Source organism: Pseudomonas sp. R25(2017) (genome assembly GCF_002112565.1).
Lineage (GTDB): Bacteria > Pseudomonadota > Gammaproteobacteria > Pseudomonadales > Pseudomonadaceae > Aquipseudomonas > Aquipseudomonas ekonensis.
Window position 1 is genome coordinate 1 of record NZ_NEHZ01000016.1, and the last position, 21,464, is coordinate 21,464.

Genomic DNA, 21,464 nt, shown 5'->3' on the forward strand with positions numbered 1-21,464 from the left:
TGGCGTCCCCTAGGGGACTCGAACCCCTGTTACCGCCGTGAAAGGGCGGTGTCCTAGGCCACTAGACGAAGGGGACGCAAACCCTTCTGTACATCTGATCAACGCTGAGTGTTGATCGCTTCAAGGCCCAATTGGCCAGACCTTGAAGTGTAAATTTGGTGGAGCTAGACGGGATCGAACCGTCGACCTCTTGCATGCCATGCAAGCGCTCTCCCAGCTGAGCTATAGCCCCTCAATGTCGCTTCGTTGTTGCTTCGTCGTTGAGGACGGGGCGAATCTTAAGGGCGTATCGGAAGCCTGTCAAACTTATTTTTCAAAAATTTTAAAATTTTTTGTCGGCATAACAATCACTTACCGCCCTCCCCCCGAAAATACGGGGGGAAACCGCCGCAGGGCAGGATCAAAAGATCGCAACCCCCGGCGGCTCCACCGAACGCCAACCGCGATTAAGCGATGGCGCCCAGCAGTTTTTCCCACTCTTTGTTTTCTTTCTTCGAGACACCGCCCAGCAAATCAATGGCTTGGCGCAACCGGAAGCGGGTCAGGTCCGGCCCGAGGATTTCCATCGCATCGAGCACCGACACCGAACTGGCCTGGCCTGTGATCGCCGCGAACATCAGCGGCATCGCGTCACGCAGTTTCAGCTCAAGGGATTCGACCACCGCCTGGATCGTCGCGGTGATGGTGTCCTTCTCCCACTGACGCAGGCTTTCCAGCTTCCACAGGATCAGTTGCATCAGTTGCCGGACCTGGTCGCCCGACAGCTTCTTGGATTCGAACAGCTTGGCATCCGGACTCACGCCGCCGGCAAAGAAGAACCCGGCCAGCGGTGCGACCTGGCTGAAGGTTTCGACGCGGCCCTGGACGTGCGGCGCGATCTTCATCATGTAGTCGGCATTGAATGCCCATTTCTGGATGCGCGCGGCGAACTCTTCCACCGGCAGGTCGCGCAGCCATTGGCCGTTGAGCCACGACAGCTTCTCGATGTCGAAGATCGGCCCGCCCAGCGATACGCGCGACAGGTCGAAGTTGTCGACCATCTCCTGCAGCGAGAACTTCTCGCGCTCGTCCGGCATCGACCAGCCCATGCGGCCCAAGTAGTTGAGCATCGCCTCAGGCATGAAGCCCATGCGCTCGTAGAAGGTCACCGAGGTCGGGTTCTTGCGCTTGGACAGCTTGCTCTTGTCCGGGTTGCGCAGCAGCGGCATGTAGCACAGGGTCGGCTTTTCCCAACCGAAGTATTCGTACAGCAGGATCAGTTTCGGCGCCGACGGCAACCACTCTTCGCCGCGCAGCACGTGGGTGATGCCCATCAGGTGATCGTCGACCACGTTGGCCAGGAAGTACGTCGGCAGGCCGTCGGTCTTCATCAGCACTTGCATGTCCATGCGGTCCCACGGGATCTCGACATCGCCGCGCAGCATGTCCGGCACCACGCAGACGCCTTCGGTCGGCACCTTCATGCGGATCACGTGAGGCTCGCCGGCGGCCAGGCGACGCGCGACCTCTTCCTTGGACAGCAGCAGCGCACGGCCGTCGTAGCGCGGGGTTTCGCCGCGGGCCATCTGCTCGGCGCGCATCTGGTCCAGCTCCTCGGCGGTGCAGAAGCACGGGAACGCGTGGCCCATGTCGACCAGTTGCTGGCAGTACTGCTTATAGATGTCGCCGCGCTCGCTCTGCCGGTACGGGCCGTGCGGGCCGCCGACGTCCGGGCCTTCGCTCCAGTCGATGCCGAGCCAGCGCAGGGCGTCGAAGATCTGCTGTTCGGACTCGCGGGTCGAACGCAACTGGTCGGTGTCTTCGATCCGCAGGATGAACTCACCGCCGTGCTGCTTGGCGAAGCAGTAGTTGAACAGTGCGATGTAGGCAGTGCCGACGTGGGGATCCCCGGTAGGCGATGGCGCGATGCGAGTGCGGACGGTGGTCATGGCATGTCTCGAAAAGAATGAAAAGCAAAGAACAATCAAGCGGCGAATGGTAACAGGCGACACCCGCCCCGCTCCAGCAGGCAGGGCATTTAAGCCAAGGTTGCGCCTATAACGCCTTTTGCCCCGCCTGAATGACCGCCTATCAGCCGATGGCATTTACCGCTTGTCGGCTATCTGCCAGATTCGACCCCTGATAATTTTCCTTACAATTCCTCGACTACAGTTTGCCCCATGCCTGCCCAACTCAAGCGTCGCCTGTCCCTGTTCCTGCTGCTGGTCCTGCTGATCGCCGGCGGACTGTTCGCCCACTGGTTCTTCAAGGGGCGCTTCTACGAGAGCACCGACAACGCCTACGTGCAGGGCGAAATCACGCGCATCTCCAGTCAGTTGAGCGCGCGTGTCGACGAAGTCCTGGTGCAGGACAACCAGCACGTGGAAAAGGGCCAACTGCTGGTGCGCCTCGAAGGCGACGATTTCCGCCTGGCGGTGGACCGCGCCAATGCCGCCCTCGCCACCCGCGAAGCCGAACGCCAGCAGGCCCAGAGCAAGCTGACCCAGCAATCCAGCCTGATCGCCGCCAGCGAAGCGCAGGTCGCCACCACTGAAGCCACCCTGGGCCGCTCGCAGATCGACCTGAACCGCGCCCAGGCCCTGCGCAAGCCAGGCTTCATTTCCGAGGAACGGGTGACCACCCTCTCCGCCGACGCCCACATCGCCCGCTCGCAAGTGGCCAAGGCCCAGGCTGATGCCCAGAGCCAGCGCCAGCAGGTCAACGCGCTGACGGCGGAGGTCAAGCGCCTCGACGCCCAGATCGCCAACGCCCGGGCCGACCTGGCCCAGGCCCAGCTGAACCTCACCCGCAGCGAAATCCACGCCCCGATCAGCGGGCTGATCGGCCAGCGCGCCGCACGCAACGGCCAGGTCGTCCAGGCCGGCGCCTACCTGCTGTCGATCGTGCCGGACGAGGACATCTGGGTGCAGGCCAACTTCAAGGAAACCCAGATCGGCCGCATGCAGCCGGGCCAGAAGGCCGAGCTGACGTTCGACGCCTACAGCGACACGCCCATCGAGGCGCGGGTCGACAGCCTGTTCGCCGCCTCCGGCGCGCAGTTCAGCCTGTTGCCGCCGGACAACGCCACCGGCAACTTCACCAAGGTCGTGCAGCGGATTCCGGTCAAGCTGACGTTCAAGGCCGACAATCCGCTGCGCGGCAAGATCCGTCCGGGCATGTCGGTCACCGCCACCGTGAACATCAAAGACGCCCCGGACAATGGCCGGTGACCCGCTGATCCGCCCGGTCGGCGAACCGACCCGGCGAGACTGGATCGCGGTGATGAGCGTGATGCTGGGCGCGTTCATGGCCGTGCTCGACATCCAGATCACCAACTCTTCGCTCAAGGACATCCAGGGCGCGCTGTCGGCGACCCTGGAGGAAGGCTCGTGGATCTCCACCTCCTATCTGGTGGCGGAAATCATCATGATTCCGCTGACCGCCTGGCTGGTGCAGCTGCTCTCGGCGCGGCGGCTGGCGGTGTGGGTGTCGCTGGGCTTTCTGGTCTCGTCGCTGCTGTGTTCGATGGCCTGGAGCCTGGAGAGCATGATCGTGTTCCGTGCCATGCAAGGGTTCACCGGCGGCGCACTGATCCCGCTGGCGTTCACCCTGACCCTGATCAAGCTCCCCGAGCACCACCGCGCCAAGGGCATGGCGATGTTCGCCATGACGGCCACGTTCGCCCCGTCCATCGGGCCGAGCCTGGGCGGCTGGCTCACGGAGAACTGGGGGTGGGAGTACATCTTCTACATCAACATCCCGCCGGGGCTGATCATGATCGCCGGGCTGATGTACGGGCTGGAGAAGAAGGAAGCGCATTGGGAGCTGCTCAAAAGCACCGACTACGCCGGCATCCTCACCCTCGGCGTCGGCCTCGGCTGCCTGCAGGTGTTCCTGGAGGAAGGCCACCGCAAGGACTGGCTGGAATCGAGCCTGATCGTCACCCTCGGCAGCATCGCCCTGCTGAGCCTGATCACCTTCGTGATCGTGCAGGTCTCCAAGCCCCATCCGCTGATCAACCTGGGCATCCTGCGCAACCGCAACTTCGGCCTGTCTAGCATTTCCAGCCTCGGCATGGGCGTCGGGCTGTACGGTTCGATCTACCTGCTGCCGCTGTACCTGGCGCAGATCCAGAACTACAACGCCCTGCAGATCGGCAATGTGATCATGTGGATGGGCGTGCCGCAGCTGTTCCTGATTCCGCTGGTGCCGAAACTGATGAAGTTCGTCTCGCCGAAATGGCTGTGCACCCTCGGCTTCGGCCTGTTCGGGTTCGCGAGCTTTTCGTCCGGCGTGCTCAACCCGGATTTCGCCGGGCCGCAGTTCAACCAGATCCAGATCATCCGCGCCCTCGGCCAGCCGTTGATCATGGTCACCATCTCGCTGATCGCCACGGCCTACATCCTGCCGCAGGATGCGGGGTCGGCGTCGAGCCTGTTCAACATCCTGCGCAACCTCGGCGGCGCCATCGGCATCGCCCTGCTCGCCACCCTGCTCGATGCGCGCACCAAGACCTATTTCGATTACCTGCGCGAATCCATCGTGCCCACCAATCCGCAGGTGGCCGAGCGGCTGGCGTCGATGGCCGACCGGTTCGGCAGCGATACGGCGGCGCTGGGCAAACTGAATGAGATCGCCCACCAACAGGCCTTGATCATGGCCTACAACGATGCGTTCCATTTTGTCGGGATTGCGTTGGGGATCAGCATGCTGGCGATCCTGCTGACCAAGAAACTGCCGGCGGGGCTGAAGGCCGGAGAGGCGCACTAGCCAACATCCTTCCCTGTGGGAGCCAGCCTGCTGGCAATGGCGGTGGATCAGGCAACAGCGATATCGGCAGTGCCGGCCTCATCGCTTGCAGGCAAGCTCCTACACGGTTTGGGTTCAACCCCGCATCTGAGAACGACTTGGAACCTGTGGGAGCTGGCTTGCCAGCGATGGCGGTAGGTCAGGCGACAGGGATGTCGGCAGTGCCGGCCTCATCGCTGGCAAGCCAGCTCCCACAAGGTTAAGCGGTGCCCGCAGAAATGGCCGGCCACCACCGATCCTGTGGGAGCCAGCCTGCTGGCGATGGCGGTGGGTCAGGCAACAGAGATGCCAGCAGTGCCGGCCTCATCGCCGGCAAGCCAGTAGCCCACAATGGACTGATGCATGCCGTGCCACTGTGGGATCAGACGTTCAGCAAGCGCTCGCGCAGTTTGGCGATTTCGTCGCGCATCTGCGCCGCCGCTTCGAACTCCAGGTCCCGGGCCAACTGGTACATCTTCTCTTCCAGCGCACGGATGCGCTTGGTGATCTCGCTCGGCGAGCGCAGTTCGGCCTCGTACTTGGCGTTTTCCTCGGCGGCCTTGGCCATGCCCTTGCGCTTCTTGCTGCGCGAGCCGGGCACGTTGGCGCCTTCCATGATGTCGGTGATGTCCTTGACGACGCCTTTGGGCACGATGCCGTTGGCCGCGTTGAACGCGATCTGCTTGTCGCGGCGCCGTTCTGTCTCGCCGATGGCGCGCTCCATCGAACCGGTGATCTGATCCGCGTACAGGATCGCCCGGCCGTTGAGGTTGCGCGCCGCCCGGCCGATGGTCTGGATCAGCGAGCGCTCGGAGCGCAGGAAACCTTCCTTGTCGGCATCGAGAATCGCCACCAGCGACACTTCCGGCATGTCCAGCCCTTCGCGCAGCAGGTTGATCCCCACCAGCACATCGAACGTGCCCAGGCGCAGGTCGCGGATGATCTCGACCCGCTCCACGGTGTCGATGTCCGAGTGCAGGTAGCGCACGCGGATGCCATGGTCGGCCAGGTAATCGGTGAGGTCTTCGGCCATGCGCTTGGTCAGGGTGGTGACCAGCACGCGTTCCTCCAACGCCACCCGCTTGGTGATTTCCGAGAGGAGGTCATCGACCTGGGTCAGCGCCGGCCGCACCTCGACCTGTGGATCCACCAGGCCGGTGGGCCGCACCACCTGCTCGATCACCCGTCCGGCGTGCTCGGCCTCGTAGTTGCCGGGCGTCGCCGAGACGAAGATCGTCTGCGGGCTCACCCCTTCCCACTCGTCGAAGCGCATCGGCCTGTTGTCCAGCGCCGACGGCAGGCGGAAGCCGTACTCCACCAGGGTTTCCTTGCGCGAGCGGTCGCCCTTATACATCGCCCCGACCTGCGGCACGCTGACATGGGACTCGTCGATCACCAGCAAGGCGTCGGCCGGCAGGTAATCGTAGAGGGTCGGCGGCGGCGCCCCGGCGGGCCGGCCGGACAGGTAGCGCGAGTAGTTTTCGATGCCGTTGCAGTAGCCCAGCTCCAGGATCATTTCCAGGTCGAAGCGGGTGCGCTGCTCCAGGCGCTGGGCCTCGACCAGTTTGTTGCTGTTGCGCAGGTATTCCAGACGCTCCTGCAGCTCGACCTTGATGCCCTCGACGGCATCGAGCAGGGTCTCGCGCGGCGTCACATAGTGGCTCTTGGGATAGAACGTGAAGCGCGGCAGCTTGCGGATGACTTCGCCGGTCAGCGGGTCGAACGCGCTGATGCTCTCCACTTCGTCGTCGAACAGCTCGATGCGGATCGCCTCAAGGTCCGATTCCGCCGGGTAGATGTCGATCACGTCGCCGCGCACCCGGAAGGTCGCCCGGGCGAAGTCCATGTCGTTGCGGGTGTACTGCAGGTCCGCCAGGCGCCGCACCAGCGCGCGCTGGTCGAGCTTGTCGCCGCGGTCCACGTGCAGCACCATCTTCAGGTAGGTTTCCGGGCTGCCCAGGCCGTAGATGCACGACACCGTGGTGACGATGATCGCGTCCTTGCGCTCCAGCAGCGCCTTGGTGGCGGACAGGCGCATCTGCTCGATGTGGTCGTTGATCGAGGCGTCCTTCTCGATGAAGGTGTCGGACGACGGCACATAGGCTTCGGGCTGGTAGTAGTCGTAGTAGGAAACGAAGTATTCCACGGCGTTGTTCGGGAAGAACGACTTGAACTCGCCGTACAGCTGCGCGGCCAGGGTCTTGTTCGGCGCCAGCACCAGCGTCGGGCGCTGCACCTGGGCGATCACGTTGGCGATGCTGAACGTCTTGCCCGAACCGGTCACACCGAGCAGCGTCTGGTGCGCGAGCCCGGCTTCGATGCCTTCGACCATCTGGCGGATGGCCTCCGGCTGGTCGCCGGCCGGCGCGAAACGGGTGACAAGCTGGAATTCGGACATACACACCTCTGGCAGCGCGGCGTTCCGGGCAAACCGGAGCCTCACGGGGAAGACCGTCAACGACCGGTGTCGTTCAAGGAAAAACGGAGAATGTACCCAATGTGAAGGCTAATTCTTCACGTTTCAAGGCAAACGTCCTACATCCCGCGCAGACCCGGCCATGACCGTTCGACTGCCGGTCGAGAAATAATCGGAAAAACTTAAGCGAAATGCCGATTCGCCTGTCGCCACGGGTCGCCGATGGCCTCTATACTAGCTCCCCGTTTGTGCACCGCTCTAGTGCATTCGGCTGGAGCGTGACACGTCCCTCCATACTCCATTCAGAGCCGCCGTAATAATGAGCCTGTTCTCCGCTGTCGAAATGGCACCCCGCGATCCAATCCTGGGCCTCAACGAAGCATTCAACGCCGATACCCGCACCGACAAGGTCAACCTGGGTGTAGGTGTCTACTGCAACGAAGAGGGGCGAATTCCACTCCTGCGCGCCGTCATCGAAGCCGAAACCATTCGCGCCGCTCAGCACGCTTCCCGTGGCTACCTGCCGATCGACGGCATCGCCGCCTACGACCAGGCCGTGCAAAAACTGCTGTTCGGCAACGACTCGCCGCTGCTGGCGGCCGGCCGTGTGGTCACCACCCAGGCCGTCGGCGGCACCGGCGCCCTGAAGATCGGCGCCGACTTCCTCAAGCAACTGCTGCCGAACGCCGTCGTGGCGATCAGCGACCCGAGCTGGGAAAACCACCGCGCGCTGTTCGAGACCGCCGGCTTCCCGGTGCAGAACTACCGTTACTACGACGCCGCCACCCACGACGTGAACCGTGCCGGCATGCTCGAAGACCTCAACGCCCTGCCGAACGGCTCGATCATTGTGCTGCACGCCTGCTGCCACAACCCGACCGGCGTTGACCTGAACCCGCAAGACTGGAAGAACGTCCTGGAAGCCGTCCGCGCCAAGGGCCACATTCCGTTCCTCGACATGGCCTACCAGGGCTTCGGCGACGGCATCGCCGAAGACGCCGCCGCGGTGCGCCTGTTCGCCGAGTCCGGCCTGACCTTCTTCGTGTCGAGCTCGTTCTCCAAGTCGTTCTCGCTGTACGGCGAGCGCGTCGGTGCCCTGTCGATCGTCAGCGAGTCCAAGGAAGAAAGCGCGCGCGTGCTGTCGCAGGTCAAGCGCGTGATCCGCACCAACTACTCCAACCCGCCGACCCACGGCGCAAGCATCGTGGCCGCCGTGCTGAACAGCCCGGAACTGCGCGCCCAGTGGGAAGCCGAACTGGCGGAAATGCGTCTGCGCATCCGCGGCATGCGCGACCAGATGGTCGACCTGCTGGCGCAGAAGGCGCCGCAGCACGACTTCAGCTTCGTCGGCCGCCAGCGCGGCATGTTCTCCTACTCGGGCCTGAGCGTCGAACAGGTTCACCGCCTGCGCAACGAGTTCGGCATCTACGCCCTGGACACCGGCCGCATCTGCGTGGCCGCGCTGAACCAGAACAACATCAAGGTCGTGACGGACGCCATTGTCCAGGTCATCTGATCCGGCCTTGCGCTGAAGAACGGGAAGCCTTCGGGCTTCCCGTTTTTTGTTGGCGCGGAATAATCCTCCACACCCTCTAGACTGCACATATCGCCCGCTCCCTCGGAGCCCTGCGCATTTCTTGAATCCCAGCGAGAACCGACATGAAAAACGACGACCTGCGCGCCGACCGCGACGAGCTCGACTACTATCCTCCACGTGCTTCCGGCAAGCGCGAGCGCAGCCTGGTGCTGCAAGTGGCGGCCGGGGTGTTTCTCGGCGGCCTGGCCCTGTGGCTGGTGCAGTTGGGGGCCACGGCGCTGTACGCCAAACTGCTGATGGGCACCCTGACCTTCGGCGGCTGATGCGCCTTGGCCAAAAAGTTTCATGCGGATGCTTGACTAGTCCAATTAAATCAGTAAGATACGCACCAATTCCGCAATAGCTCAGTTGGTAGAGCAAGTGACTGTTAATCACTGGGTCCCTGGTTCGAGTCCAGGTTGTGGAGCCAAATAGCAAAGCCCCTGAATCGAAAGGTTCAGGGGCTTTTTTGTGGCCGACGGAAAAGCTCCGCCAAGCAAAACGCCGCGCTGTCCTGTCGACAGTGCGGCGTTGTTCATTTCAGGCGCCGGTCAGACGTGCTCGCCGCTCTTGCTGTGCGCCTTCGGGGCACCGTGCCCATGGTCATGATCCGCTTCGACCACCGGCACTTCATTGCCGTCGCAGTCGTGCAGCTTGCCGTCGCTGAAATAGTCCCCTTCGCGCAGCGCCGCCAGGTCCTGATAGCGCAGCACCCGCTCGGCCGCCGCCGCGAACACCGACTGCTGATCCGAGTTGCCGACCGTGAAGTGGTTGAAGGTCAGGTTCAGCACGATCGCCATGATCGCCGAGGAACTGATGCCGGAATGGAAAATGGTCGCGAACCAGCTCGGGAAGTGATCGTAGAAGTTCGGCGCAGCAATCGGGATCATGCCGAAGCCGATCGAGGTGGCGACGATGATCAGGTTGACGTTGTTGCGGTAATCGACCTTGGACAAGGTACGGATGCCGCTGGCCGCCACGGTGCCGAACAGCACGATGCCGGCGCCGCCCAGCACCGAGGTCGGCACCGCTGCGATCACCCGGCCCATGAACGGCAGCAGGCCCAGGATCACCAGAAACAGGCCGCCGGTGGCCACCACGTAGCGGCTCTTGATGCCGGTGACCGCCACCAGCCCGACGTTCTGGGCGAACGCGCTCTGGGTGAAGGAGCCGAAGATCGGCGCGAGCACGCTCGACAGCATGTCCGCCCGCAGGCCGTTGCCCAGACGCTTGGAGTCGACCTTGGTGTCGATGATCTCACCGACCGCCAGAATGTCCGCCGAGGTCTCCACCAGCGTCACCATGACCACGATGCACATCGACAGGATCGCGGCGAAATGGAACGTCGGCATGCCGAAATGGAACGGCGTCGGGAAGCCGAACATCGGCCCCTGGCTGACGCCGGAAAAGTCCGCCATGCCGAGGAACACCGCCAGCACCGTGCCGATCACCATCGCCAGCAGGATCGACAGGCGCGAAATGGTCGCACTGCCGATCTTGCTCAACAGCAGCACCAGCACCAGCGTCACCGCCGCCAGGCCGATGTTCTCCATGCTGCCGAAGTTCTCCGCATGGCTGTTGCCGCCCATCGCCCAGCGCGCCGCCACCGGCATCAGCGTCAGGCCGATGGTGGTGATGACGATGCCGGTGACCAGTGGCGGAAAGAACTTGGTGATGCGTGAGAACACCGGGGTGATCAGCAAGCCGATCAGCGACGCCGCGATCACGGCGCCGAGCACCGACTGAAAGCCGCCCTCCCCGCCGCTGCTGACGATTGCCACCATGGTCGCGACGCCGGAGAACGACACGCCCTGCACCAACGGCAACTGGCAGCCGAAGAACGGCAGCCCCAGGGTTTGCAGCAACGTGGCCAATCCCCCCGCAAACAACGACGCAGCAATCAACAAACCGATGTCCGCCGGCGAGAGCCCGGCCGCCTGGCCGATGATCAGAGGCACCGCGACGATACCGCCATACATGGTCAAAACATGTTGCAGGCCGTAAGCCATATTCGCGCCGACCCCGAGATTTTCGTCCTCGGGCCGTGGGTGTGAGACATGGGGCGTTTTCATGGTGGGGGGATTCCCTGGTTTTTGTTGTGCGCACACTGTATTCAAGAGTCGGGACAAATGTCCATAGACTTGTATACAACTTGCCAGTCACAAAATGGTTCGGCAGCCACCCGACCTTGTGGCCCGGTGCTTTCACCCCCCACAAATCCGGCAATACATCCGCGCCGGGCTCCTCTCGTTATCACTCTAGGCTGAAGTGTTCATGGCGACCGGCGGTAGCGCCGTTCACTTCTATATACATATAAAGTATGCATAATGAGTTCATTCGAGATTCAATACGACAAAGCCAAGAACGCCGCCAACAAACTCAAGCACAAGGGCATCAGCCTTGCCGAGACGGAACCGGTGTTTCACGACGAACGCGCACTGACGCTGGAAGACAACGACCATGACGAACCGCGCTGGATCACCCTCGGCCTCGATGGCAAGGGCCGGCTGCTGGCGGTCGCGTACAGCTACCGGGAACCGAATGTCGTTCGAATCATTTCTGCGCGCACCGCAACGCCGAGCGAGCGGCGCCAGTACTTTTGGGAGACTTGAACCATGAAAGACGAATACGACTTCAGCGAGGCCAAACGGGGATCCGTCGCCGCCTCCAAAGGCAAGACGCGCATCACCATCATGCTCGACGACGCCGTCATCGACGCCGCCCGCACGGTGGCCGAGCGCGAGGGCTACGGCTACCAGACGGTGATCAACAACACCCTGCGCCACAGCTTGCTCGACAGCAGCAGCACATCCGCCCAGGCCGGTGACGGCGGGCGCCTGAAGCCAGGCATCAGTGCCGCCGACCTCAAGGCCCTGGAAAAGAAACTGGCGGCGGCCGCAGGCGAGATCCGCCGGGTGCTGGAGCCGGACGCCAAGCCCTAGGGCTCACGACGGCCGGATCAGCCTTTCGAGCGCCGGGCGCAGTTGCTCGTGCATGGGCACCCGCAGGCCAAACTCGCGCTCCAGCAGCCCGATCAACTCATCGACGTCCGTCACCTCGCGGCGCTCGCTTTCGGCACCGATGCGGTGGATGGCGAAGCTGCCGTTGTTCAACGTGCGCCGCCAGCCGTCCCCGGTGCGCGCAACCATCAGCCGCTGGGCGAACGGCGAGTCGGGGTGGGTCGAGACGTACCAGTTGCCGAGGGTGTAATCGATGTCTTCCTGGCGCTGCAGGTCGAACAGGTACATCGGCCGCCACTCGCCGGCGACATTGGCTTGCAGCATGTAGCCGTCGGCCTGCACCTCGATGCGGTAGGGTTCGTGGGGCGTGCGCTGCTGCGCTTCGGTGTCGAGCGCCAACGGCGCGGTGGGCACCATGCCGCCGAAGCCGACGTCCGTGATGTAGCGCACACCGGCGAGGGTCACCAGGCTCAGGCGGTGGGTCCGCGCCGTCCAACTGCCCTCGGGTTGGTTCATCACCACCCGGCCGCTGATGCCGCGGGCGTCGAAGCCCAGCTCCAGCAGCAAGGCCAGGAACAGGTTGTTGAGTTCATAGCAGTAGCCGCCGCGCCCTTCATGCAGGACCTTGCGCTCCACCGACGCCAGGTCGATCGGCACCGGTCGGCCGGCGATCGTCGACAGGTTCTCGAAGGGAAAGGCGCCGGTATGGCGCAACTGCAACTGGCGCAGGGTCTCGAGGGTCGGCGCCGGGGGCGCCTCGAAGCCCAGGCGCCGCAGATACAGGGTCGAATCGCTCAGGCGTGGCTCGGTCATTGCTGGGTCCTTATGCATGGGGCCGCGGATCATTCCGCCGATGGCCGACATGTATACGGGATCCCGACCTGGGATCGACAATTGATTTCGCCAATCGCTTCGGGCGCTCTTTCAGGGTCCGATCCACCTCCCCGCTTGCATGAGGCCCGCCCGGTGCGGCGTAATGGTCGCCCGCCCGAACCGCCGAGAGCCACCCGCCATGCAAACCACCCTGGAAGGCCGGGGCATCGTCCTGCGCCCTCTCCAATACGCCGACGCCGACGCCCTGCTCCAGGCCGCCGCCGACGGCGAACTGTGGAACCTGACCGTCACCGTGGTGCCTTCGGCGCTCACCGTCGACGGCTACCTGAAGAAGGCCCTGGACGGGCGCGACGCCGGCACCGTGATGCCCTTTGCGATCGTGCTCAAGGCCACCGGCCAGGTGATCGGCTCGACCCGCTTCTGGAAGATCGACCCGCTCAACCGCAAGCTGGAGATCGGCAGCAGCTGGATCGCCGCAACCTGGCAGAAGACCTTCGTCAACACCGAAGCCAAATACCTGATGCTGCGCCACGCCTTCGACGTGCTCGGCTGCGTGCGGGTGCAGTTCACCACCGACGAGACCAACCAAAAGTCGCGCAACGCCATTCTGCGCCTCGGCGCACAGCAAGAAGGCATCGTGCGCCACGAGCGGATCATGCCCGATGGCCGAAAGCGCAACTCGGTTCGCTTCAGCATCATCGACGACGAATGGCCGCAGGTGCGCCTGAACCTGGAAAAAAGACTGGCCGGCTACGCCGTCGGCGACTGAACCGGCCCCTGCACGCGATCAGCGATCCGAGCGCATCAGCTCGCCGATGCCGCCGTCGTAGGAGAACACCGCCGCACGGTTGCGCCCGGCGTTCTTGGCCTGGTAGAGAGCGGCATCGGCGCGCTGGATGAACGTTTCGATGCTGTCCCGGCCATTGGGGATGAAGGCGTAGCAGCCCAGGCTCACCGTCAGGTAGCCGGTGGGCGAACCGCTGTGGGAAATGTTCCGGTCCATGACGGCGCGCCGGATCTGTCCGGCAATCGCCAACGCCCCGTTGATGTCGGTGTCCGGCAACAGCACCGCGAATTCCTCGCCGCCGTAGCGCACCGCCAGATCAGATTTGCGCTGGCAGCAGCCCTTCACCGCCTGGGCGACCTGCGCCAGGCAATGATCGCCCGCCACATGGCCATAGGCATCGTTGTAGCGCTTGAAGAAGTCGATATCGAGCATGATCAGGCTGACCGGGCTCGACTGCCGCGCGCCCCGGGCGAACTCCACCGCCAACGATTGCTCGAACAGGCGCCGGTTGGCCAGCCCGGTCAGGCTGTCATGGGTGGCGATCTGCTCCAGCGCACGCTGTGCCTTGCGCAGGTTCTTCTCGATCCGCTCGCCGTCGCGCACCTGATGGATGAACACCCAGCCGAACAGGCCGACGCCGAGTATCACCAGCGCGACGATCACGCTGGACTGAAAGGCCCGGGCGTGCCAGCCCTCCAGGATCGTGTCCCGCGAGGACGACGCCGCGACCACCAGCGGAAAGGCCTGCAACTGCCGATAGCCGTAGAGCCGCGTCACGCCGTCGATCACCGAATCGATCATCGCGGTGCCCGCCGGCGCGTTGGGCAGCAGCCGCTGATAGATTTCGCCCTGGGCCAGCGACGTGCCGATCAAGGCGTCATCGAACGGCCGGCGGGCGAGCAAGGTGCCGTCGGTCAGGCCGAGGAACATGGTGCCGTTGTCGTCGAGGCTGAAGCTTTTGAAAAAGCGGTCGAAGTACGACATCTTGATCCCGGCCAGCAGCACGCCCTGGAAGTTGCCGAGCCGGTCGTTCACCCGCTTGGAGATCGGGATGATCCACTCGCCGTTCTCCCGGCTGCGGATCGCCGGGCCGATGTGCGCCACCGTCGACTCGTTCTGCTGGTGAAACTTGAAGTACTCGCGGTCCGCCACGCCATTGCCCCGGGGCAAGTCGGGGAACGAGGTGATGACCCACTGCCCCTGGCGGTCGAACAGAAACAGCCCGTGCAGTTGCTCCAGTTGCTGCACCCGCCGGGCGAGGGTCTTCTGCAGTCTCGGCCGCTGGGCCGCGCCGTAGCCGTCATCCTGGATCCAGTCCACCAGGCTGGTCAGCACCAGGTCCGCCGCCTGGAAGGTGTCTTCGGCCTGCTGGGCCATCGCCCGCGTCAGGTTGGCCGAGGCCATCTGCGCGATCGCCAGGTCCTGGCGCCGCGACTGCTCCAGTTGCAGGTACAGCAGGCCGAACAGGCACAGGCACACCGCGACGATGAACAGCACCGCCGCTTTGCGCAGCGGCAGGCGTTTCAACGTGCCGCCGGGCGGCTGGTGCGGGTCGTGGATTGGGATTGGCAAAAACGTGTCCTGGGCAGGTACTGCAAGGGCGCGGGCCCGAAACCCTTGGTTTCCGTGAGCGTAGTCCACCCGATTGTAAGGGGCAACCGGGTGCTACCGGCACAATCCCGGCCCGATGGATATCGGCACATAACGGTTTTGGATAACCGTTGCGCGTCGATTTATTTTTCTTGAGCGGCGATGCGAAGGGAACTGTAGGAACCGGCCTGCCGGCGGTGGTGGAATGTCTGACGCATCTAGGCTGGATGGGCTGACGCCATCGCTGGCAAGTCGAGTCGTCGCACCGCAGCTCCCACAGGTATCGTGGATCACCGAAAACCACTGTGGGAGCGAGCTTGCCCGCGATGAGGCCGACACTGCCGACATCTCTGCTGCCTGACACTCCGCCATCGCCAGCAGGCTGGCTCCCACATGGCGTTGCGGTGGCCGCAGATTCGGCATTCACCCAAATTCTCTGTAGGAGCCAGCCTGCTGGCGATGGCGGTCTGTCTGGCGCCCGGATCAGCGCGACGGCGGCACGCGGATGTCACCGGAGCGGCACTGGGTCTTCACGCCCTTGCCGCAGGCGCCGAACTGCAGGTCCTTGCCCATGCACACCCGTACTTCCGACAGCTCCGGGCCGCTGCAGATCACGGCGATGCCGTTCGCCGGGATGCCCGGGTTGCTCTTGCGGAACAGGTCGGCGATCTCCTGCGCCTCGAAGTAATACGACTTGCTGAACGGCTGCAGCTCTTCAGGAATCTTCACCGCGGCCACAGCCTTGTCCGCCGCATCCAGATAGCCCATCGCGCCGAGGCCGCTGCAGGTGCCGTGCTTGGCCCATTCGTGGTTGAGCAGCTTGGGCGTCGGGAACAGGGTCATGCCCTTGGCGGTTTCCGCCGCCGACAGTGTCGTCACCGGCGGGCATGACTCCGGCCAGCCACCCCCGGCGTACTGCGGCCACAAGCCATGCAGGACGAAGCCGTAGCCCTTGCCGGAGCATTGCGCATCGTCCTTGTGGGTCAGGCAGAAGGTCGGCGACCACGACAGCGTCAGCAGGTAGTAGTCGAACACCCCCGCCACCGACTCCGTGGCCGCCTGCTTGCTGGCATGGCTCTGGCGCGCCGAAGCCGTCTGCAGGCCACCGGCCGTCAGCGCGATCAGCGCCAGAATTGTAAAAAGCTTTTTCATGTTCCCGCTCCTTGGGACGTCTGCGTCCGTGGTTTTGGTGAGCTGACCCGGTTCGGGCCAGGAGTCGATTGGGGCACGCTTGTGTTGCAAGCGCATGACGCAGGGCAAAACGTGCATTACTTTGAAAGGACTACGATTGAGCTGTCATCACCACAGGGAACCGACATGAGTAAAGCAGACGAACTGGCCGCGAAACTCAAACAGACCCGGCACACCCATGCAGACGAAATCACCTGCGCCGAACTGGAGATCGACTGCTGGCCCGCGCAAGTCTATGCCCTTTACCACCGCATCGAAGGCTGGCTGCAACCGGTGGCGGAAGTCGGCCTGAAGATCCGGCGCAACCCCACCCATGTCTGCGAAACCTCGCCCGACGGCGAAACCCACGACTACGCCATCGACCAACTGGTGATCGACGCCAACCAGCACAGCTTGACGTTCGACCCGATTGCGCGGTTCACCGAAGACGGCGCCGGCCGCGTGCAGATCAACCTGCCGGGCAAGGAGACCTCGCTGCTGCGCACCGTCGATGAGCACGGCGAAAGCCATTGGTGGCTGCAGACCCTTGAAACCGGACAGCAATTGGACGCCATCGCCCTGACGGAAAACAACCTGCTGCTGGTGGTTCAGGAAGGGCTGGGGCTGTAGGAAACCTCAACGCCGCCGCGACGAACAGTGTTCGACGATCACCCGGGAAACCGCCTCGATCATCTGCGGGTCGGCATGATCCGCGGTGTACAGGCGAAACTCCGCATCCGGCAGCGGCGGCAACCCTAACCTGGCATCCAGCGCCTCCAGCCCCGGCCCCAACTGGCTGGCGGCCATGGGCGCCACGGCAAATCCAGCCAACGCGGCGGCGCGCAGCCCGGCGGTGCTGGTGCAGAGCATGGCGGTGCGCTGGGCGATGCCGGCCTGGGCCAGGCGGGTCAACGCCGCTTCGCGGTACGGGCAAGGTTCGGGAAACAGCGCCAGCGGCAACGGCGTCGGCAACTCAACGACCGCCTGCGCCGACCAGGCCCACACCAACGGCTCCTGCCACAGCAGCAAACCCGGCTCGCGGGACTCGCACAGCGAACCGATCACCAACTCCAACTCGCCTCGCTTCATCTGGCCCAGCAGCGTGCCGGGAATGTTCACCTGCATATCGATCACCATGCCCGGATGCTGCGCGGCGCAGTCCTGCAACGCACGCAGCAGCCGGGGCTCGACGAAATCCTCCGAAACACCGATCCGCACCCGCCCCCGGAACGGCGTGCGCGTGAGCTGCGCCCAGGCATCGCGGTTCAACGCCAGAATCGTGCGCGCATAGGCGATCAGGCGTTCGCCGTCCGCCGTCAGGCGCTGGGAACGGGTGGTACGGACCAGCAACGGCTTGCCGAGCTGCTCTTCCAGGCGGCGCAAATGGCCGCTGACGGCGGACTGGGTCAAATGCAGTTTTTCGGCGGCACGGCTGAAGCCGTCCTCATCGACCACGGTGACGAAGGTCTTCAACAGCAAGGCATCGAACATAGTTTGCTTTGTGATCAATCGACTGAATATTCGCGATTTATAGTTTCAATCCAGCTATGTTGCAATGGCTCGAGTTCTCCCACCCGGATTTCGAGGCCTACCGTGACCACCCTTCTGCACATCGAATGCTCGCCCCGCAAACAACGTTCCGCATCGCTGGAAACCGCCCGCCACTTCATCCACCGCTTCCAGCAGCACCGGCCGCAGACGGAAGTCGAAACCCTGGACCTGTGGAGCCTGCCGCTGCCGGAGTTCGACGAAGAGGCGATGAACGCCAAGTACGCCGGCCTCAACGGCACGCCCCTGACGCCGGCGCAGCAAACCGCCTGGGACGGTCTGAAGGCGCTCGCCGCCCAACTGCACCGCGCCGACGTGCTGGTGCTGTCGGTGCCGCTGTGGAATTTCAGCATCCCGTACAAGCTCAAGCATTTCATCGATCTGGTGTCGCAGAAGGACATCCTCTTCAGCTTCGACCCCGAGCGCGGCTTGCAGGGTTTGCTGGAGGGCAAGACCGCCGTGGTGGCCTATGCGCGCGGCATGGACTTCTCCGCCGGTTCGCTCACGCCCGCCGACACCTTCGACTTTCAGAAGCCCTACGTGGAAGCCTGGCTGAACTTCATCGGTGTCACTGACGTGCACGGATTGACCGTCGAGAAGACGATCCTGGGCGAAGACGTCGACCGCGCCTCGCGCTCGGTAGCGGCGCAACAGGCCCGTGCGCTGGCGGACGCGCTCAACCGGTGAAGCTGTCAAAACTGTAATCCGCCCCTCAGCCAACTGAAAGCTGCCGGCCGCTAGCCTCCCCGTCATTGCCGAACCAGACGGCTCGACGGGGATTTCCGCGCATGCATTCCAACACCTCCAGACGCACTTTCGTAAAGGGACTGGCCGCCGGCGGGCTGCTCGGCGGCCTCGGGCTGTGGCGCACGCCGGTCTGGGCCCAGGGCGACGCGGGCCTGCCCAACGCCTTGAGCGGCAGCGAATTCGATTTGTTCATCGGCGAGACCCCGGTCAATTTCACCGGTTCTCCCCGCACCGCCATGACCATCAACGGCGGCCTGCCCGGCCCGCTGCTGCGCTGGCGCGAGGGCGACACCGTGACGCTGCGCGTGCGCAACCGGCTCAAGGACAGCACCTCGATCCACTGGCACGGCATCCTGCTGCCGGCCGACATGGACGGTGTGCCGGGGCTGAGCTTTCACGGCATCGAGCCCGGCGGCGTGTACGTCTACCGGTTCAAGCTGCGGCAGAACGGCACCTACTGGTATCACAGCCATTCCGGGTTCCAGGAACAGTCCGGCGTCTACGGCCCGCTGATCATCGACGCCAAGGAACCGGAGCCGTTCCGCTACGACCGCGACTTCGTGGTGATGCTCAGCGACTGGACCGACGAAGACCCGGACAGCCTGATGAAGACCCTGAAGAAGCAGTCCGACTACTACAACTTCCACAAACGCACCGTCACCGACTTCATCCACGACGTCAGCGACAAGGGCTGGGGCGCCACCGTCGCCGACCGCACGATGTGGGCGCAGATGAACATGAACCCCACCGACATCGCCGACGTCAGCGGCGCCACCTACACCTTCCTGATGAACGGCCAGGCGCCCGACGCCAACTGGACCGGCCTGTTCCGCCCCGGCGAAAAGCTGCGCCTGCGCCTGATCAACGGCTCGGCCATGACTTACTTCGACGTGCGCATTCCGGGGCTGAAGATGACCGTGGTCGCCGCCGACGGGCTGCACGTCAAACCGGTCACGGTGGATGAGCTGCGCATCGCCGTGGCGGAAACCTACGACGTCATCGTCGAGCCCGCCGCCGAGGCCTACACCCTGTTCGCCCAGGCCATGGACCGCACCGGCTACGCCCGCGGCACCCTCGCCGCCCGCGCCGGCCTGTCGGCGGCGGTGCCGGCGCTGGATCCGCGGCCGCTGGTGACCATGGACGACATGGGCATGGGCGGCATGGACCACGGCAGCATGAACATGGACGACATGGCCGGCATGGATCATTCGGCCATGGGCATGGGCCCGATGCAGGCCCACCCCGCCAGCGAAAAGGACAACCCGCTGGTGGACATGCAAGCCATGACCACCGCCCCGAAACTCGACGACCCGGGCCTGGGCCTGCGCAACAACGGGCGCAAGGTGCTGACCTACGCCGACCTGCGCAGCGCCTTCGAAGACCCCGACGGCCGCGACCCCGGCCGCACCATCGAGCTGCACCTGACCGGGCACATGGAGAAGTTCGTCTGGTCGTTCAACGGCGTGAAGTTCTCCGACGCCGAGCCCCTGCGCCTGAAGTACGGCGAGCGCATCCGCCTGGTGCTGGTCAACGACACCATGATGACTCACCCCATCCACCTGCACGGCCTGTGGAGCGACCTGGAGGACGAGAACGGCGACTTCCAGGTGCGCAAGCACACCATCGACATGCCCCCCGGCACCCGCCGCAGCTACCGGGTGACCGCCGACGCGCTCGGCCGTTGGGCCTACCACTGCCATCTCCTGTACCACATGGAAATGGGCATGTTCCGTGAAGTCCGCGTGGAAGAATGAGGGGCCGACCATGATCCGATTCGCAGCGTTACCCGTTTTGCTCACCGGCACCCTGTCCACGGCCATGGCCGCCAGCGACATGGCCGGCATGGACCACAGCCAGATGCCCGGCATGGACGCATCCGCCCTGCAGTCGATGGATGACGGCGGCATGCAACCCGCCGCGCCGACCGAAAGCCGCACGCCGATCCCGGCCCTGACCGACGCCGACCGCGCCGCCGTGTTCAACAGCCCCGGCGGGCACAAGGTGCATGACAGCGCCGTCCACAGCTATTTCCTCGCCGACAAGCTCGAATGGCAGGACGCCGACGACGCCAGCGTGCTGGCCTGGGACGTATCCGGCTGGATCGGCGGCGACACCGATCGGCTGTGGCTGCGTTCCGAGGGCGAGCGCAGCAACGGCCGCACCGAAGACGCCGAGCTCCAGGCCCTCTGGGGCCACGCGATCTCGCCGTGGTGGGACGTGGTCAGCGGCGTGCGCCAGGACTTCAAGCCCGGCGCCCCGCAGACCTGGGCCGCGTTCGGCCTGCAAGGCATGGCGCTGTACAACTTCGAGGCCGAAGCCACGGCGTTCCTCGGCGAGGGCGGCCAGAGCGCCATCCGGCTGGAGGGCGACTACGACATCTTGCTGACCAACCGCCTGATCCTGCAGCCGACCGCCGAACTCAACGTCTACGGGCAGAACGACCCGCAGCGCGGCATCGGCGCCGGGCTCGCCAACACCGAGGCAGGCCTGCGCCTGCGCTACGAGATCCGCCGCGAATTCGCGCCGTACATCGGCGTCACCTGGAACCGCACCTACGGCAACACCGCCGATTTCGCACGGGAGGAAGGCGAAGACCGCAGCGAAACGCGCCTGGTGCTCGGCGTGCGGCTGTGGTTCTGACCCCTTCACCCATCCCAAAAAAACACCGCCCCCGAGCGGAAAGAGGCCTTGCATGCGCACCATCAAAACCGCCGTCGTACTCGCCACCGGACTGCTGCTGAGCGCCCAGGTCCTGGCCCACCCGAAACTGCTGTCGTCCACCCCCGCCGAAGGCGCGGACGGCGCCGCCCCCGAGAAGATCGAACTGCGCTTCTCCGAGCCGCTGACGACCCAGTTCTCTGGCGCCAAACTGGTGATGACCGAAATGCCCGGCATGGCCCACTCGCCCATGCCGATGAAGGCCCGGATCAGCGCCGGCAGCGACCCCAAGACCATGCTGGTCACCCCGCTGGCGCCGTTGCCGGCCGGCACCTATCAGGTGCAGTGGCGCGCGGTGTCGTCGGACACCCACCCGATCACCGGCAACGTCACGTTCAAGGTGAAGTGACC

19 protein-coding genes and 3 tRNA genes are annotated in these 21,464 nt (G+C 64.4%); 13 read left to right on the forward strand and 9 right to left on the reverse strand.

The features are described from left to right. The 3 genes from CAG31_RS19890 to gltX form a co-directional block, all read right to left on the reverse strand. Positions 1 to 76 (reverse strand) — tRNA-Glu (locus CAG31_RS19890). 80 nt (positions 77 to 156) lie between these two features. Then, positions 157 to 232 (reverse strand) — tRNA-Ala (locus CAG31_RS19895). 214 nt (positions 233 to 446) lie between these two features. After that, entirely contained in the window at positions 447 to 1,928 is a 1,482-nt protein-coding gene (gene gltX / locus CAG31_RS19900; RefSeq protein ID WP_085584319.1) for a glutamate--tRNA ligase, read from the reverse strand. A gap of 231 nt (positions 1,929 to 2,159) precedes the next feature. Between gltX and CAG31_RS19905 the strand changes: the two genes are divergently transcribed. Continuing rightward, on the forward strand, positions 2,160 to 3,209 hold the full coding sequence (locus CAG31_RS19905; protein WP_085584321.1) for an HlyD family secretion protein: 1,050 nt from the start codon (positions 2,160 to 2,162) through the stop codon (positions 3,207 to 3,209). 49 nt (positions 3,210 to 3,258) lie between these two features. Further along, complete coding sequence (locus tag CAG31_RS19910; protein ID WP_170929998.1) at positions 3,259 to 4,749, forward strand: MDR family MFS transporter; 1,491 nt, start codon at positions 3,259 to 3,261, stop codon at positions 4,747 to 4,749. 400 nt (positions 4,750 to 5,149) lie between these two features. Here CAG31_RS19910 and uvrB read toward each other — a convergent pair whose 3' ends face one another. Continuing rightward, positions 5,150 to 7,165, reverse strand: coding sequence for an excinuclease ABC subunit UvrB (uvrB, locus tag CAG31_RS19915; protein WP_085584325.1), 2,016 nt, complete (start codon positions 7,163 to 7,165; stop codon positions 5,150 to 5,152). A 337-nt stretch (positions 7,166 to 7,502) separates the two neighbouring features. Here uvrB and CAG31_RS19920 point away from each other — a divergent pair, with 337 nt between their 5' ends. The 3 genes from CAG31_RS19920 (at position 7,503) to CAG31_RS19930 (ending at position 9,189) form a co-directional block, all read left to right on the forward strand. Continuing rightward, complete coding sequence (locus CAG31_RS19920; protein ID WP_085584327.1) at positions 7,503 to 8,699, forward strand: amino acid aminotransferase; 1,197 nt, start codon at positions 7,503 to 7,505, stop codon at positions 8,697 to 8,699. 143 nt (positions 8,700 to 8,842) lie between these two features. Continuing rightward, positions 8,843 to 9,043: a hypothetical protein gene (locus CAG31_RS19925; protein WP_085584329.1), complete on the forward strand. Its 201-nt coding sequence runs from the start codon at positions 8,843 to 8,845 to the stop codon at positions 9,041 to 9,043. Positions 9,044 to 9,113: 70 nt separating this feature from the next. Next, positions 9,114 to 9,189: transfer RNA gene (locus tag CAG31_RS19930), tRNA-Asn, on the forward strand. A gap of 121 nt (positions 9,190 to 9,310) precedes the next feature. On the opposite strand, the gene CAG31_RS19935 is transcribed toward CAG31_RS19930, so the two are convergent. Further along, on the reverse strand, positions 9,311 to 10,831 hold the full coding sequence (locus CAG31_RS19935) for a nucleobase:cation symporter-2 family protein (protein WP_085584331.1): 1,521 nt from the start codon (positions 10,829 to 10,831) through the stop codon (positions 9,311 to 9,313). A 255-nt stretch (positions 10,832 to 11,086) separates the two neighbouring features. On the opposite strand from CAG31_RS19935, the gene CAG31_RS19940 reads away from it, so the two are divergent. Next, positions 11,087 to 11,371 (forward strand): BrnT family toxin, encoded by a 285-nt coding sequence (locus tag CAG31_RS19940; protein ID WP_085584333.1) that lies wholly within the window; start codon positions 11,087 to 11,089, stop codon positions 11,369 to 11,371. Between the two features lie 3 nt (positions 11,372 to 11,374). After that, complete coding sequence (locus tag CAG31_RS19945; protein WP_085584335.1) at positions 11,375 to 11,701, forward strand: BrnA antitoxin family protein; 327 nt, start codon at positions 11,375 to 11,377, stop codon at positions 11,699 to 11,701. A gap of 3 nt (positions 11,702 to 11,704) precedes the next feature. Here the strand turns inward: CAG31_RS19945 and CAG31_RS19950 are convergent, their stop codons facing one another. Further along, on the reverse strand, positions 11,705 to 12,532 hold the full coding sequence (locus CAG31_RS19950) for an arylamine N-acetyltransferase (RefSeq protein WP_085584338.1): 828 nt from the start codon (positions 12,530 to 12,532) through the stop codon (positions 11,705 to 11,707). A 199-nt stretch (positions 12,533 to 12,731) separates the two neighbouring features. Here CAG31_RS19950 and CAG31_RS19955 point away from each other — a divergent pair, with 199 nt between their 5' ends. Continuing rightward, entirely contained in the window at positions 12,732 to 13,322 is a 591-nt protein-coding gene (locus CAG31_RS19955; RefSeq protein WP_085584340.1) for a GNAT family N-acetyltransferase, read from the forward strand. A gap of 18 nt (positions 13,323 to 13,340) precedes the next feature. Here CAG31_RS19955 and CAG31_RS19960 read toward each other — a convergent pair whose 3' ends face one another. Both CAG31_RS19960 and CAG31_RS19965 read right to left on the reverse strand, forming a co-directional pair. Beyond that, complete coding sequence (locus CAG31_RS19960) at positions 13,341 to 14,912, reverse strand: sensor domain-containing diguanylate cyclase (protein WP_085584342.1); 1,572 nt, start codon at positions 14,910 to 14,912, stop codon at positions 13,341 to 13,343. 501 nt (positions 14,913 to 15,413) lie between these two features. Continuing rightward, positions 15,414 to 16,082, reverse strand: coding sequence for a ribonuclease T2 (locus CAG31_RS19965; RefSeq protein WP_085584344.1), 669 nt, complete (start codon positions 16,080 to 16,082; stop codon positions 15,414 to 15,416). A gap of 165 nt (positions 16,083 to 16,247) precedes the next feature. Between CAG31_RS19965 and CAG31_RS19970 the strand changes: the two genes are divergently transcribed. Continuing rightward, a complete protein-coding gene (locus tag CAG31_RS19970) occupies positions 16,248 to 16,730 on the forward strand; it encodes a hypothetical protein (RefSeq protein ID WP_085584346.1) in 483 nt (160 codons plus the stop codon). Between the two features lie 6 nt (positions 16,731 to 16,736). Here the strand turns inward: CAG31_RS19970 and CAG31_RS19975 are convergent, their stop codons facing one another. Further along, a complete protein-coding gene (locus tag CAG31_RS19975) occupies positions 16,737 to 17,591 on the reverse strand; it encodes a LysR family transcriptional regulator (protein ID WP_085584348.1) in 855 nt (284 codons plus the stop codon). A 102-nt stretch (positions 17,592 to 17,693) separates the two neighbouring features. Here CAG31_RS19975 and CAG31_RS19980 point away from each other — a divergent pair, with 102 nt between their 5' ends. From CAG31_RS19980 to copC, 4 genes are all read left to right on the forward strand, one after another. After that, positions 17,694 to 18,335 carry an FMN-dependent NADH-azoreductase gene (locus tag CAG31_RS19980; RefSeq protein ID WP_085584350.1) on the forward strand — a complete coding sequence of 214 codons (642 nt, stop codon included), beginning with the start codon at positions 17,694 to 17,696 and terminating at the stop codon, positions 18,333 to 18,335. A gap of 101 nt (positions 18,336 to 18,436) precedes the next feature. Beyond that, complete coding sequence (locus tag CAG31_RS19985) at positions 18,437 to 20,149, forward strand: copper resistance system multicopper oxidase (protein ID WP_085584352.1); 1,713 nt, start codon at positions 18,437 to 18,439, stop codon at positions 20,147 to 20,149. A 10-nt stretch (positions 20,150 to 20,159) separates the two neighbouring features. After that, positions 20,160 to 21,035, forward strand: a complete 876-nt coding sequence (locus CAG31_RS19990; protein WP_085584354.1) for a copper resistance protein B — start codon at positions 20,160 to 20,162, stop codon at positions 21,033 to 21,035. A gap of 52 nt (positions 21,036 to 21,087) precedes the next feature. Continuing rightward, positions 21,088 to 21,462 carry a copper homeostasis periplasmic binding protein CopC gene (gene copC / locus CAG31_RS19995; protein ID WP_085584356.1) on the forward strand — a complete coding sequence of 125 codons (375 nt, stop codon included), beginning with the start codon at positions 21,088 to 21,090 and terminating at the stop codon, positions 21,460 to 21,462. Positions 21,463 to 21,464: the final 2 nt, after the last annotated feature.